At 62.6% G+C, this 12,999-nt stretch carries 14 protein-coding genes; 11 read left to right on the top strand and 3 right to left on the bottom strand.

All coding sequences use genetic code 11. From position 1 onward, the window contains the following. Positions 1-13: 13 nt before the first annotated feature. Positions 14-835, bottom strand: coding sequence for a lytic murein transglycosylase (locus ABD906_RS06700; protein WP_345098723.1), 822 nt, complete (start codon positions 833-835; stop codon positions 14-16). 451 nt (positions 836-1,286) lie between these two features. Here ABD906_RS06700 and ffh point away from each other — a divergent pair, with 451 nt between their 5' ends. The 5 genes from ffh to ABD906_RS06725 all read left to right on the top strand — a co-directional run bounded on the left by ffh (position 1,287) and on the right by ABD906_RS06725 (position 6,124). Further along, positions 1,287-2,846, top strand: coding sequence for a signal recognition particle protein (gene ffh, locus ABD906_RS06705; protein WP_345098724.1), 1,560 nt, complete (start codon positions 1,287-1,289; stop codon positions 2,844-2,846). Between the two features lie 20 nt (positions 2,847-2,866). After that, positions 2,867-3,175 carry a chorismate mutase gene (locus tag ABD906_RS06710; protein WP_345098725.1) on the top strand — a complete coding sequence of 103 codons (309 nt, stop codon included), beginning with the start codon at positions 2,867-2,869 and terminating at the stop codon, positions 3,173-3,175. Positions 3,176-3,296: 121 nt separating this feature from the next. Continuing rightward, a complete protein-coding gene (rpsP, locus tag ABD906_RS06715; RefSeq protein ID WP_345098726.1) occupies positions 3,297-3,665 on the top strand; it encodes a 30S ribosomal protein S16 in 369 nt (122 codons plus the stop codon). A 263-nt stretch (positions 3,666-3,928) separates the two neighbouring features. Then, on the top strand, positions 3,929-4,753 hold the full coding sequence (locus ABD906_RS06720) for a ferredoxin--NADP reductase (RefSeq protein WP_345098727.1): 825 nt from the start codon (positions 3,929-3,931) through the stop codon (positions 4,751-4,753). 204 nt (positions 4,754-4,957) lie between these two features. Next, positions 4,958-6,124 (top strand): diphosphate--fructose-6-phosphate 1-phosphotransferase, encoded by a 1,167-nt coding sequence (locus tag ABD906_RS06725; RefSeq protein WP_345098728.1) that lies wholly within the window; start codon positions 4,958-4,960, stop codon positions 6,122-6,124. Between the two features lie 239 nt (positions 6,125-6,363). On the opposite strand, the gene ABD906_RS06730 is transcribed toward ABD906_RS06725, so the two are convergent. Then, the gene (locus ABD906_RS06730; RefSeq protein WP_345098729.1) at positions 6,364-6,753 is read right to left on the bottom strand and encodes a hypothetical protein; all 390 of its coding nucleotides are present in this window, start codon (positions 6,751-6,753) and stop codon (positions 6,364-6,366) included. A gap of 146 nt (positions 6,754-6,899) precedes the next feature. Between ABD906_RS06730 and ABD906_RS06735 the strand changes: the two genes are divergently transcribed. The 3 genes from ABD906_RS06735 (at position 6,900) to ABD906_RS06745 (ending at position 8,741) form a co-directional block, all read left to right on the top strand. Then, on the top strand, positions 6,900-7,277 hold the full coding sequence (locus ABD906_RS06735; protein ID WP_345098730.1) for a hypothetical protein: 378 nt from the start codon (positions 6,900-6,902) through the stop codon (positions 7,275-7,277). A 94-nt stretch (positions 7,278-7,371) separates the two neighbouring features. Continuing rightward, complete coding sequence (locus tag ABD906_RS06740; RefSeq protein ID WP_345098731.1) at positions 7,372-8,289, top strand: hypothetical protein; 918 nt, start codon at positions 7,372-7,374, stop codon at positions 8,287-8,289. A 131-nt stretch (positions 8,290-8,420) separates the two neighbouring features. Further along, complete coding sequence (locus ABD906_RS06745; RefSeq protein WP_345098732.1) at positions 8,421-8,741, top strand: hypothetical protein; 321 nt, start codon at positions 8,421-8,423, stop codon at positions 8,739-8,741. 277 nt (positions 8,742-9,018) lie between these two features. On the opposite strand, the gene ABD906_RS06750 is transcribed toward ABD906_RS06745, so the two are convergent. Further along, a complete protein-coding gene (locus ABD906_RS06750) occupies positions 9,019-9,687 on the bottom strand; it encodes a GntR family transcriptional regulator (protein ID WP_345098733.1) in 669 nt (222 codons plus the stop codon). A 105-nt stretch (positions 9,688-9,792) separates the two neighbouring features. Between ABD906_RS06750 and ABD906_RS06755 the strand changes: the two genes are divergently transcribed. Genes ABD906_RS06755 through ABD906_RS06765 form a run of 3 tightly spaced genes read left to right on the top strand, consistent with a single transcriptional unit; the run spans position 9,793 to position 12,973 of the window. Next, positions 9,793-10,686 (top strand): dihydrodipicolinate synthase family protein, encoded by an 894-nt coding sequence (locus ABD906_RS06755; RefSeq protein ID WP_345098773.1) that lies wholly within the window; start codon positions 9,793-9,795, stop codon positions 10,684-10,686. A gap of 14 nt (positions 10,687-10,700) precedes the next feature. Beyond that, positions 10,701-11,969 (top strand): NAD(P)/FAD-dependent oxidoreductase, encoded by a 1,269-nt coding sequence (locus tag ABD906_RS06760; protein ID WP_345098734.1) that lies wholly within the window; start codon positions 10,701-10,703, stop codon positions 11,967-11,969. A gap of 2 nt (positions 11,970-11,971) precedes the next feature. After that, complete coding sequence (locus ABD906_RS06765) at positions 11,972-12,973, top strand: 4-hydroxyproline epimerase (protein ID WP_345098735.1); 1,002 nt, start codon at positions 11,972-11,974, stop codon at positions 12,971-12,973. The last annotated feature ends 26 nt before the right edge of the window (positions 12,974-12,999 follow it).

Consider the following 12,999-nt stretch of genomic DNA (forward strand, 5'->3'; position numbering starts at 1 on the left):
GTGAGAGATGGGTTCAGCGCCCGCCGTCGATGTCGCGTCCCATCAGCGCGATGGCCTGCTGGTAGACGCTGGCGGCGTTCCAGCCCTGGATGGCTGCGAAATTCGGCTCGCCCATCTGGTACCCGGCACCCGGCCGCCAGCCGTGGGCGCGCAGGAAATTCGCCGTCGAGGCGAGGGCGTCTGCCACGGAATGAATCAGGTCGATCTTGCCGTCACCGTCTTCGTCGACGCCATACTTCAGCACGCTGCCCGGTAGGAACTGCGTCTGGCCAATCTCGCCGTGGGCGGCACCCCGGTCCTGCGGGGAGAGAATGCCGCGGTCGATCAGCTCCAGGGCGGCGTAGAGATGGCCGGTGAAGAATTCCGACCGGCGGCAGTCATAGGCCAGCGTGGCAACCGCCGAGATGATGTTCTGGTCGCCCATGAACCTGCCGAAGCCGGTTTCCATGCCCCAGATGGCGATCAGCGGGCCTGCCGGCACGCCATACTTGCGTTCGATCCTGTCGAACAGCGCCGCGCGCTGCGCCTTGTGCTTCTTGCCCTGGGAGACGATGGCTGCCGAGCCGCGCTTCTGCATGAACTCCTTCAGCGACAGCTTGAAACTTTTCTGGCCCCGGTCGGCGGCAATGGTCTTGTGCGCGTAGGTCGTGCCTGCAAGGGCGTTGAGAGCGCGGGGACCGACGCCGCGGGCTTGAGCCTCCTGGGCAAAGGCGACCTTCCACCGCTCGAAGCCGCTCGTGTCATTTCCGCATGTCGCTGCGTGCGCCGCCCCGGCCAATGTCAGGCCCGAGAAAAGAAAAGCCAGGAGAAAGCGTGCCTTGCCGCCCATCTTCATGCCGCACTCCGTAATACGCGTGGTTAAGGGCAGTCCGCCCGAATTTGAGTCAGGAGTCAATAATTCATAGCCGGGGACGAATTAACGACGCCTTAGCTTGCGGCGGGACTAAGCCGTAGGACAATGGAAATATAATGGCAGCATGCGTGGGAGGCATTGTCGCGGGGTCTTCCGTCCGCGAACTGCGGGCTGCCCTGTAGCCCTGACTGAATCCGTCCGCGCGAGTGCTGGAGGCTTGACACTCCCGACCTTTTCCTGTTTACAGGCTCGACTTTTTCGCGACGAGTTCAGACTCCGAGCAGCCGACCGGGACGAGATCCCGGAGGTCAACACCCGGCAGCGCGATGCGCCCCCGGGTGCGTTTCGGCTTTGCGCTGTTGTTTGATATTCGCCGCGAATACATTAACTCTCGTGCTTCGGAAGTCCGTCTCACGAGAATGAAGGAGCGTTGATGTTCGAGAACCTGCAGGAACGCCTTGGCGCCATCCTGAACGGCCTGACCGGGCGAGGTGCCCTGTCGGAGGCCGATGTGTCCGCGGCATTGCGCGAAGTGCGCAGGGCGCTGATCGAAGCCGACGTCGCCCTCGACGTGGTCCGCTCCTTCACTGACCGGGTCCGCGAGAAGGCTGTCGGCGCGACGGTTCTGAAGTCCGTCAAGCCGGGCCAGATGGTGGTCAAGATTGTCCATGACGAGCTGGTCGAGATGCTCGGCTCCGAGGGCGAGACGATCAGCCTTAATGCTCCAGCCCCCGTTGTCATCATGATGGTTGGTCTCCAGGGTTCCGGTAAGACCACCACCACCGCCAAGATCGCCAAGCGTCTGACAGATCGTCAGGGCAAGAAGGTCCTAATGGCTTCGCTCGACACGCGCCGCCCGGCCGCCCAGGAACAGCTGAAGCAGCTCGGCGAGCAGACCGGTATTGCGACCCTGCCGATCATTCCTGAACAGCTTCCAACCGACATTGCCCGCCGTGCCGTGCAGGCGGCGAAGCTTGGCGGCTACGACGTCGTCATCCTTGACACGGCCGGCCGCACGCACATTGACGAGCCGCTGATGGTCGAGATGGCCGACATCAAGAAGGTCTCGTCGCCGCACGAGATCCTTCTGGTGGCCGACTCCCTCACCGGCCAGGACGCGGTCAACCTCGCCCGTAATTTCGACGATCGCGTCGGCATCACCGGTATCGTGCTGACCCGCATGGACGGTGACGGCCGCGGCGGTGCGGCCCTCTCCATGCGCGCGGTCACCGGCAAGCCGATCAAGCTGATCGGTACCGGCGAGAAGATGGACGCCCTCGAGGAGTTCCATCCCCGCCGCGTTGCCGACCGTATCCTGGGTATGGGCGACATTGTCAGCCTCGTCGAGAAGGCTGCTGCGACCCTCGACCAGGAAAAGGCCGCCGCCATGGCGAAGAAGATGCAGGAGGGGAAGTTCGACCTGAACGACCTCGCCGAGCAGCTTCGCCAGATGCAGCGCATGGGCGGCCTGGGCGGCATCATGGGTCTCATGCCCGGCATGGGCAAGATGAAGGACCAGCTTGCGGCCGCCGGCCTCAACGACAAGATCATCGCGCGCCAGATCGCCATCATCCAGTCGATGACGCCGGAAGAGCGCGCCAATCCGGACATCCTCAAGCACAGCCGCAAGCAGCGCATCGCCAGGGGCTCCGGCACCGATGCGGCCCAGATCAACAAGCTGCTCAAGATGCATCGCGGCATGGCCGACGTGATGAAGGCCATGGGCGGCAAGGGCAAGAAGGGCGGCATGATCCGCGGGCTCGTCGGCGGCATGGCCCAGAAGATGGGGCTGGGGGGACTGGCAGGCGGCGGCATGCCGGATCTTTCGCAGCTGGATCCCAAGCAGCTTGAAGCGCTGCAGAAGCAGTTGGGAGGCCCGGGTGGCCTGCCGGGCGGATTGCCTTCGGGACTTTCCGGTCTGCCTGGTGGAGGCGTGTCCGGATTGCCGGGCCTTCCGGGCGCCGGCTTCCCTGGTCTGCCCCGTAAGAAGTGAGGGGGAACATGAGCACTGGCATGGACGAAGCGAGAGCGAAGCTTCTTGAGTACAGGGCCTCGATCGACAATCTCGACGCTGCCCTGATCCACATTCTGGCTGAGCGCTTCCGGTGCACCAAGGCTGTGGGTGCGCTGAAGGCAGCCTACAAGATGCCAGCTGCAGATCCGGAACGGGAAAAGCAGCAGATCGCCCGGCTGCGGCGTCTGGCTGACGAATCCCGCCTCGATCCTGATTTCGCTGAAAAGCTCCTCACGTTCATCACGCGTGAGGTCATTCGCCACCATGAGGCGATTGCGGACCAGCACTCGGCGAACAACGGAGGATGACACGGACGGGCTCGTTGAAGGAGTTCCCTTCGACGGTTCCTCCACGAAACACGGCGCGGGAAATCGCGCTTCAAATCGGCAGGTACGCCTGTCTCGGCATTGAAACGAAAGGAAAAAAACGATGGCTCTGAAAATCCGGCTTGCTCGTGCAGGCTCCAAGAAGCGTCCCTACTACCACATCGTCGTGGCCGATGCCCGCGCCCCGCGCGATGGCCGCTTCCTGGAGGAGCTTGGCTCCTGGAACCCGATGCTCCCCAAGGACGGCAAGCGCGTCGTCCTGAACGAGGAGCGCATCAAGCACTGGCTCTCCCAGGGCGCCCAGCCGACCGATCGCGTCCTGCGCTTCCTGGACGAGGCCGGCCTTGCCAAGCGTCCGGCCCGCAACAACCCCAAGAAGGGTGAGCCGGGCAAGAAGGCCCAGGAGCGCATGGCTGCCGCCAAGGCCGCCGCTGAAGCCGCTGCCGCAGCTGCTGACGAGGCGAGCGAGTAATCAGCGCTTTCGCTGGAGAAAAGAGGGCAGGCGGCGGAGCGATCTGCCGCCTGTCTGTCTTCAGGACAGGCGTTTTCTGCCAGAATTTGATCTATCCTATTTCGCGACCCATATGGGTGTAGGATATTCCTTGCGTCCCTTCATTTGGGAATGAGAATCCTTACGCCTGAGACGGCGATGCGTTACCCCTTCATGTTCATGCGTGAAGCGCCAGGGCATCGGACAGGGCTTCAGGCATCGGCAAGAGCAACGGAAGGCAGCACATGAACATCGCAGTGCCCGGAAGCAGCACGGAGCAGAAGCTCGAGTTCCCGATCCCCGCGGGCGTCTATGCCGAGCGCGTCATCTCCGTGAAGCACTACACGGACAGGCTCTTTTCGTTCCGCATCACCCGGCCGAGGAGCTTCCGCTTCCGTTCCGGCGAGTTTGTGATGATCGGGCTTTCGAATGCGGAAAAACCCATCTTCCGCGCCTATTCAATCGCCAGCCCCGCCTGGGATGAAGAACTTGAGTTCTTCTCCATCAAGGTGCCGGACGGTCCGCTGACGCAGCATCTGCAGAAGATCCAGCCGGGCGACATCGTCCTGATGCGCCAGAAGGCGACCGGAACGCTGGTGCATGACGCCCTGCTTCCCGGCAAGCGACTCTACATGATCTCCACCGGCACCGGCATCGCCCCGTTCGCGAGCCTTGTGCGCGATCCCGAGACTTATGAAAAGTTCGAGGAAGTCATCCTCACCCATACCTGCCGTGAGGTGGCCGAGCTCAAGTACGGCGAGGAGCTGATCGAGGCGACCCGCAACGACCCGTTGATCGGTGAGCTGACGGAAGGCCGTCTCAAGTATTTCGCTTCCACGACCCGCGAGCCGTCGCAGCACATGGGCCGCATCACGACGCTGATCGAGAACGGATACCTGTTCAAGGTTCTGGGCACCGAGCCCTTCAACCGTGAGGTCGACCGCGTCATGATCTGCGGTTCCATGGCGATGATCAAGGACGTCAAGGCTTTGGTCGAGAAGGCTGGACTGAAGGAAGGTTCCAACTCCGAACCGGCCGACTTCGTGGTCGAGCGCGCGTTCGTGGGCTGACGGTTCTCCGCGCTGTTGAATGGCGGGCCACCCGGCTTAGGTTTCCCGAACTTGCGAAGGCGCCCCAGGGCGACTTTGCTGTTTCCACTCGGGATGGGCGGTGTCCGGTGAACCGTGCGCGCAAACAGCATTGCACTTCTTCGCATGACTGGCGAACGGCTCTCCGGTGCTATACATCATCGCTAGCACACGAGAGAGAAAGCCATGGCCGAGACCTTTGTGATAGCCCAGGGTGGTGGTCCCACCGCCGTAATCAACCAGACCGTTGTCGGCGCCGTCCTCGAAGCGCGAAAACTCTATCCGAACGCCCGCGTGCTCGGAGCGCTTCATGGCATCCGGGGCGTGCGGGACGGCCATCTCATTCCCCTTTCGGAGCTGACCGAGGAAGAGCTGCGAGCCATTGCCGCCACTCCGAGCGCCTCCCTCGGCAGCACTCGCGACAAGCCCGATGAGGCCTACTGTGCCGCGGTCCTGAAGAGCCTTCAGAACATCGGCGCCGATGCCTTCATCTACGTTGGCGGAAACGACACCGCCGGAACACAGGGCATCCTGAGTGCAGCTTCCGGTGGTCGCATCGCCTGCATTCACGCTCCGAAGACCATCGACAACGACCTGGTCGAGAACGATCACACGCCGGGCTTCATCTCGGCGGCCGAATTCGTGGCTGGCGCATTCCTGAGTGTGGACCTCGATTTCCATGCCCTGCCCGGCATCTATGTCGGCATCGTCATGGGCCGCCACGCGGGTTTCCTGACGGCGTCTTCGGTGGCCTGGCGCATGGATCCGGAAAGTGCTCCGCACCTGTTTTATGTGCCCGAACGCGCCTTCAGCCGCGCCCGCTTCATCGATGACGTCAAGGCCTGCCTCGCCCGCCACGGGCGCTGCGTGATCGCAATGTCCGAGGGCGTGTCGGGCGAAGACGGTCGGTCGCTCGTCGAGACGATCGTTCCGCCGGACAGGTTGGAGCGCGACCAGCATGGGAACGTCAAGCTCTCGGGCACCGACCTCGGCCGCGCCATCGAGCAGATGCTGGCCGAGGATCTTCCCGGCAAACGAGCGCGGGTGGACACTTTCGGTTACCTGCCGCGCGGTAGCATCATGACCGTGAATCCGGTGGATGCGCGCGAGGCCTTCGACGCCGGCGCCTTTGCCGTTCGCGTCGCGGAGCAGGGCAGTGCTTCCGTGGCGTTGCAATGGGATGGCGAAAAGACCGTCTTCCGCGCCGTGCCGCTGGAGGCGGTGGCCGGCAAGACGCGTCACATGCCGGAAAGCTTTTTGGAACCGGATCAGAACAGGATTTCCGCCGAAGGTATCCGCTACTTCGAGCGCCTCGTGCCGCGCCGTTTCACCGTGGCCAAGCCTTTCGTCTGAGCATCATCTGCTCTCTGCGCCTGTCCCCCTTCGCTCCGGGCATGGAGCGAGGGGGCGAGGCTGGCCGGGATATGCCGTACCTGCGGAATATCCATGCAACGTCGCAATAATCTCATGTAACATTCGGCACAGGCCCGAACATCCGGACGCCCTATTATCCGGGATCACCGCAACGTGCTTCAGGAAAAGTCGATGGTTGCAGTGCTGGGACTCCCGGGACGGTTCGGAGATGTGACGCTTCACCGGGCCGATATCAGGACCGCGGCCAAGGGGCAGGCGGAGACCCTTTCGCTTGCCCGGATGATCGGACGGATCTGGACCGTATCAAGGACTGGTTCTGCAACACCCATGTGGGGGAGGCCAAGTCGCTGCTGGCGAAGCTTTACGATCCCGGTCTTTCTGACCGCGACAGGATCTCCGCCTATTTCAGTCTCAAGGCGCTGGTCTCCGACGCTTACCGCGACAGGTTCGCGGAAAAGGACGATGCCTTCGGTTTTCGCCTGACGATCGACTTCGCCGCCGATGGTCTGCTTCCGTTTTCGCATTCCGTGGTTCTCTGCAACGGTGAGGATCTGGCCCGACGCGTGAACGACGAACTGGCCCGGGCCGCTGAAGACCCGGCCGCCCATGGCTGGGACAAGGAGCAGTTGGCGGTGGATCTGCCGCGGGCGGACTATTCCATCGAAGGTGAATTGCTGACGAACCTCGCCGGAGAAGAGCCCGGGCAGGGCGGCAGCTCGAAACCTTCGAGGCTGCCATCGAGGAGAAGCTCGGCGTGTCGCCGCAGCAGATGTTCGCTATCGAGACGCTTGCCCATCAGAAACTGTTTGCGCTGGTCACGGTTTCCTGCCTCCGGGAAAATGGCGGCGCGTTCGAGGAAGAATTCACGCAGGTCAGAGGCAAGGGCCGTCCGTCCTACAATTTCATCCGCAGAGGCGACGACATCGAGCTTCACGCCCATTTCGCGTCCGATTGGCGTGATCTGCCGGAAGAGGAACGTTCCGTTCTGATTCAGGCGCCGGCCTATGATGCCCGGCTTCTCCTCCTGCGGGATGGCAGGGTTCAGGTTCTATCTGCGGTTTTCGGCGTTGCTCCCGAGGGAACCCTTGCCCGCTACGTTGACGATGAGGTGGCTGGGCCGGATCTCGGATGAGGCCGCGCCCTTTCCCCGTCCCGTTTCGGGCTGGTAAACCTGCGCGCAACAGCCATCACAAGCGACTTTTAGTTGTATTTGATTGGAGACTTTCATGTCGAATGTCCTTTTTGTTGCAAGCCGCCACGGCGAGTTCGGGATCACCCAGGCCGATATAAGGCGCGCGCAGAAACCCGACACGCTCGCTGCGCGCCTGGATCGCATCTGGGACAAGATCACCGACTGGTTTCTGGGCACGAACTACACCGAGGCAAAGCGGCACCTGCGGGTTTTGTATGACGCCGACGCCTCGCCGGAGGCGAAAGCGGAAAGCTTTTTCCGTTTGAAGTCGCTCGCTGCGCCCGCCTATCAGGACCGTTTCTCCGTGGCTGTCGAGCCCTTCGGCTATGCCCTTCGGATCGATTACGGCGGCAGGCTGGACCCCTATGAGTTTTCCATTCGGCTCTGTGATCCCGATGCTCTGGCGGCTGCCCTGAATGAGCACACGTCTAAGGCCATCACCGATCCTGCTGCGCGCGAGACCTATGAGAAGGCACTGCTGGCCGATATTCCGCGGAGCCGGTACAGCCTTCGCACGGACCGCATTCGCTTTACCGATGACGAGCCGCGCCTGGTCACGTTCCGCGAGGCGATTGCAAATGTTCCCGGCAACCTCAACCAGATGACCGCAGCCACCGCGATCGCCTCGCAGAAGTTTTTCGCCTACCTGATCGAATCCTCGTCTGCGGTGGTCGATCCACGGAAGTTCATGCACATTGGCGGTGAAGGCCAGACCACCTACAACTTCTATTCCGACCGGAAGGGTGGCGTCGTCATGCACGCCCGGTCGGCGGCCCAATGGCAGTCTGACATAAAGAGCCCTGAGGCGATGAAGCAGATCGAGGCGCTGGCAGGACAGCGCCCGGCAATGCTGCTCGACCCGGTCTACGACGCGCGCATCGTCATTGACTCGGATGGCAGGGTCTCGGTACTCTCCGCCGTAGTGGGTATGGACCCTGACCGTAAGCCGTAGTCCTGGCTGGTCTGGCCGCCCGCATCAGCCGGACGGCCAGATTGTCTGTCCCTCACGTTCGATGGAACGTAGCCACTCCGCAGAAGTTATGAGCCTGACAGTCGCAAATAAGAAGCGACGGGAGGCTCATCATGGACAGGCTGGCGCGAAGTGCCCTGGGACTGGCGATTCTTGTACCCGCGGTGTCGGTTTCGATGCCCGGTACGGCCGTGACCCAGGCTGAAATCTGTGCTCCGCGGGCCGAACTGGCCGAACAGCTGGAAATGCAGTTTGCCGAGACCCAGAGGGCGATCGGCCTGCTGGCGACTGACAGGCTGATGGAGATCTTCACTTCCGCGGAAGGTAGCTGGACGATCCTCTCCACCGACGTCAACGGTGTGAGCTGCCTCATCGCGGCGGGTGAAGCCTGGGACGATGTTTCCGGAGCGCGCCTCGTCGGGGAGGGTGTCTAGCTTTTCCCATCCCCTTCCAGATCGGTGCCCGAGGACCAGTCCGGGCTGCCGGTTTGGGCCTGTTGTGCATGGCGGGCGGGCCTTTTCGGTCTGTTCAAGTAAACTGCCGTTTTGCTTGAGACCCGTGGTATGGCCCGGAAAGCCAGCTGCAGGGAGGAAAACCGCTGATTTCTGGCCGGCAGTCGCCATTCGCGCATCTGGTTCGTCGGAAAACGCCGCGGCGGAAATCCGGCTCCCGCTCCTCGGGTGAAGCGTGGCACCCTCTTTCCCGAAAGCGTCAGCTGGAGAGCCGGAAAGCGGCTTCTGCCTGCTTCCGCAACATCCGCATCAAGGCGTCGGTTTCCTTGCCGGCGGCCTTTTCGTCTCCGTTGACGATGGCGCTGATGACCCGCACATGCTGCTCCGCCGCGTAGGCAAGATTGCGTTCCGCCTGGTAGCGGAACCAGAAGCGCCGGCTGTGTGTCTGAAGCGGCGCCACCACCCGCGCGGCGAACGGATTGTCGGATGCGTTGGCGATAGCCGTGTCCAGTTCCTTGTCCGCTTCCAGATAGGCCATGACGTCATTGGCCACCACGGCCCGCTGCATGTTGAGGGCAGCTTCGTGGAAACGCACCGCCGTTTCCGCCGTCACCAGCCGGGCTGCGGCCTTCGCCAGCGCGATCTCGAGACTCGACCGCGCGTCGATGACCTTGATCCAGTCGGTGGCGTTCAGTGGGGCGATGGCAATGCCGGCACGTGGACGCACCTCCATCAGTCCCTCCCATGCGAGGCGCTGGATCGCTTCGCGCACGGGCGTGCGGCCGAGCGCAAGGCGCTCGATCAGGATGCCTTCGGTGGTGACCGACCCCGGTGGTAACTGCAATGTGACCACAAGCTGTTCCAGCGCACGGTAGGCTCGCTCTGCCACCCGTTCCTGGCGGAGAGAATCGGTTACGAGGCTGGTCATGCTGGCGCTCTGATACATGATTCCCCAATTGGCACTGCGTGCGCGTTGACAGCAATAGTTAAGTACTAATATATCACTGATATATCAAAAATGAGGGACACCACGATGTGGAGCGGCATTTTTCCAGCGGTTACCACCAAGTTCACGGCCGACGACCAGATTGACCATGCCGAGATGGAACGCTGCATGGCGCTGCTGATCGAGGCGGGTTGTGATGGCCTCATCATGGCGGGCTCGCTTGGCGAGGGGCCCATGCTGAGCCATGACGAGAAGCTGGCCATCTTGAAGACAGCCCAGGGCGTTGCCGGGGGGAGGCCGGTCCTGCTGACGGTCAATGAAGCGGCAACGCGCGATGCCGTCTCGCTCGCCCGCAAGGCTGCCGCTGCAGGGGCGGACGGCCTGATGCTCGTGCCGAGTCCGATATATCACACCGATCCGGAGGAGACGGTCGATACGATGCGTACGGTGACCTCCGCGGGCGGCCTGCCGGTCATGATCTACTCGAACCGTGTGGCTTACCGGGTGGACGTGACGGTGCCGATTCTCGAACAGTTGGCAAAGGATGATCTGTTCGTGGCCATCAAGGAGTCATCGGACGATATCCGTCGCACAACCGATGTCATCAATGCCTTCGGCGATCGGTTCGACGTCTTTACGGGCGTGGACAATCTTGCCTGCGAGGCGCTGATGATGGGCGCAGTCGGCTGGGTCGCTGGTCTCGTGACGGCGTTTCCGCGCGAAACCGTTGCCATCTACCGGCTGATCCAGGCGGGCCGCCATGCCGAGGCGCTGGAAATCTACCGCTGGTTCCGTCCGCTTCTGGATCTCGACGTTTCCACCTACCTTGTTCAGAACATCAAGCTTGCAGAAGTGCATGCGATAGGTTCCAATGAACGTGTTCGCATGCCAAGGCAGCCGCTAAGGGGGGAACGCCGGGAAATGGTCGAACGCACCATTAAGGATTGCCTTGCGAAACGCCCGAAGCTGCCCGAGTTCTGAGACGGGTTATCCACGTGGCAAGAAAGTCTGTTCCAGTTGCGTCCACCGACATCATTGTGTTGGGCGGAGGCATCGTCGGTGTCGCCATAGCCACCTATCTCGCTGAAACCGGACGCAAGGTCCTGGTCCTGGACCGGTCCGGAATCTGCGAGGAGACAAGCTCCGGTAACGCTGCTGCCTTCGCCTTCGCCGACATCCTGCCGCTCGCCCAGAAGAGCATGCTGAAGCAGGTGCCGCGTTGGCTTTTGGACCCGCTGGGGCCGCTGGCGATTCCGCCTGCCTATTTCCCGAAGCTGCTGCCCTGGCTCATCCGGTTTCTGATGGCGGGTCGTCCGGCCCAGTTTGAGGCTGCCGTCAGCGCGCAGGCCCAGCTCATGAAGCTTGCCGAGGTGGAATGGCAGAGCCTGCTCCTCCGCTCGGGCCTCACGCACATGCTTCGCGAGGATGGCGCGCTGGAGCTTTACGAGACGGAGCAGGAGTTCAAGGCGGCCGAGAAGATCGGTGAAATCCGTCGCCGCTTTCAGGTGCCGCTGCGGCATCTGACCCGCGAGCAGATCGAGGAGCTCCAGCCGGGCCTTTCCGATCGGTTCCGCTACGGAACGTTTTTGCCTGGCTGGAAGACGGTGGCCGATCCGCGCCTGCTGGGCCAGAACCTCTGGACCTACGCGGAGCGGTGTGGGGCCACCTTCATTCCGGCGAACATCGTCGAGGTTCGCGACACCGGACAGGGCGTGGTCGCCCAGGCGAACGACGGGCGGTACTTCCAGGCCGGCAAGCTCGTGGTCGCGGCCGGAGCCTGGTCGCACCGTTTCACGAAGATGTTCGGCGATCCCGTGCCCCTCGAAACCGAACGCGGCTACAACACCACCCTTCCGAAGGACGCCTTCGACATTCGCCGGCAGCTCATCTTCCCAGCCCACGGCTTTGTCATCACGCCGCTGGAAACGGGCGTCCGCGTTGGCGGCGCGGTGGAGCTGGGCGGCCTCAAGCGTCCGCCGAACTACGCGCGCTCCCGCGCCATGCTCGCCAAGGCGGCGGATTTTCTGCCCGGCTTGAAGACCGAGGGGGGACGCCAGTGGATGGGTTACCGTCCGTCCCTGCCTGACTCCCTGCCGGTGATCGACCGCGCGCTGCGTTCGCCCAACGTCTTCTATGCGTTCGGACATGGCCATCTCGGCTTGACCCAGGCCGCCGCGACCGGACGTCTGGTCCGCGAGCTCGTTCTCGAACAGCAGCAATCCCTCGACACGTATCCCTACAGAGCCAGCCGCTTCCGGAGATAGGAATGGCACGTCATAGCTTCTTCTGCATTGATGGACACACCTGCGGCAATCCCGTCCGCCTCGTTGCCGGCGGCGCGCCCCGCCTCGAGGGCAGCACGATGCTCGAGCGGCGCGCCCATTTTCTGCGGGAGTACGACTGGATTCGCACCGGCCTGATGTTCGAGCCGCGTGGTCACGACATGATGTCGGGTTCGTTCCTCTATCCGCCGACGCGGGAGGATTGCGACGTCGCCATCCTGTTCATCGAGACCTCCGGCTGCCTGCCCATGTGCGGACACGGCACCATCGGCACCGTGACCTTCGCCGTCGAGCACGGTTTGGTGCGGCCGAAGACGCCGGGCGTCCTGCGCATCGACGCGCCGGCCGGCCTTGTGACCGCCGAGTACCGGCAGGAAGGCGGCCGGGTCACGGAAGTCCGCATCACCAATGTCCCATCCTTCCTCTACGCGACCGACATCGAGGTCGAGTGCCCGGATCTCGGCAAGCTGAAGGTCGATGTCGCCTATGGCGGCAACTTCTACGCAATCGTGGAGCCGCAGGACAATTTCCGTGACATGGGCGACTACAACGCCGCCGACCTGATCCGCTGGAGCCCTGTCCTGCGCAAGCGCCTGAACGAGATGCGCGAGTTCGTCCATCCCGAGCAGCCTTCCATCCGTGGCCTGAGCCACATCATGTGGACCGGCGTACCGAAGAACCCCGAAAACAGTGCCCGCAACGCCGTCTTCTACGGCGAAAAGGCCATCGACCGCTCTCCCTGCGGCACCGGCACTTCCGCCCGCATGGCGCAGCTCTATGGACGCGGCCGGCTGAAGCCCGGCACGGAATTCCGGCATGAATCCATAATCGGCTCAGTATTTTCCGGCCGGATTGAAGCAGAAACGACCGTCGGTGGCCTTCCTGCCATTGTTCCTTCAATTGGAGGCTGGGCCAAAATGACGGGTTTGAATACCATTTTCATCGACGATGACGATCCATTCGCACATGGTTTTGTTGTGTCTTGATGGATCAAATGGATTAAACTAGGCTA

The sequence above is a fragment of the Chelativorans composti genome (assembly GCF_039541695.1).
Taxonomy (GTDB): domain Bacteria; phylum Pseudomonadota; class Alphaproteobacteria; order Rhizobiales; family Rhizobiaceae; genus Chelativorans; species Chelativorans composti.

Excerpts from the sequence above, each read along its gene's own strand:
- ABD906_RS06710 (WP_345098725.1), top strand. The coding sequence starts at position 2,867 with ATGGACGAAGCGAGAGCGAAGCTTCTTGAGTACAGGGCCTCGATCGAC.
- ABD906_RS06765 (WP_345098735.1), top strand. The coding sequence starts at position 11,972 with ATGGCACGTCATAGCTTCTTCTGCATTGATGGACACACCTGCGGCAAT.
- ABD906_RS06755 (WP_345098773.1), top strand. The coding sequence starts at position 9,793 with ATGTGGAGCGGCATTTTTCCAGCGGTTACCACCAAGTTCACGGCCGAC.
- ABD906_RS06720 (WP_345098727.1), top strand. The coding sequence starts at position 3,929 with ATGAACATCGCAGTGCCCGGAAGCAGCACGGAGCAGAAGCTCGAGTTC.
- rpsP (WP_345098726.1), top strand. The coding sequence starts at position 3,297 with ATGGCTCTGAAAATCCGGCTTGCTCGTGCAGGCTCCAAGAAGCGTCCC.
- ABD906_RS06730 (WP_345098729.1), bottom strand. The coding sequence starts at position 6,753 with ATGGGCGGCCGGGTCTTCAGCGGCCCGGGCCAGTTCGTCGTTCACGCG.
- ABD906_RS06700 (WP_345098723.1), bottom strand. The coding sequence starts at position 835 with ATGAAGATGGGCGGCAAGGCACGCTTTCTCCTGGCTTTTCTTTTCTCG.
- ffh (WP_345098724.1), top strand. The coding sequence starts at position 1,287 with ATGTTCGAGAACCTGCAGGAACGCCTTGGCGCCATCCTGAACGGCCTG.
- ABD906_RS06740 (WP_345098731.1), top strand. The coding sequence starts at position 7,372 with ATGTCGAATGTCCTTTTTGTTGCAAGCCGCCACGGCGAGTTCGGGATC.
- ABD906_RS06725 (WP_345098728.1), top strand. The coding sequence starts at position 4,958 with ATGGCCGAGACCTTTGTGATAGCCCAGGGTGGTGGTCCCACCGCCGTA.
- ABD906_RS06745 (WP_345098732.1), top strand. The coding sequence starts at position 8,421 with ATGGACAGGCTGGCGCGAAGTGCCCTGGGACTGGCGATTCTTGTACCC.
- ABD906_RS06750 (WP_345098733.1), bottom strand. The coding sequence starts at position 9,687 with ATGACCAGCCTCGTAACCGATTCTCTCCGCCAGGAACGGGTGGCAGAG.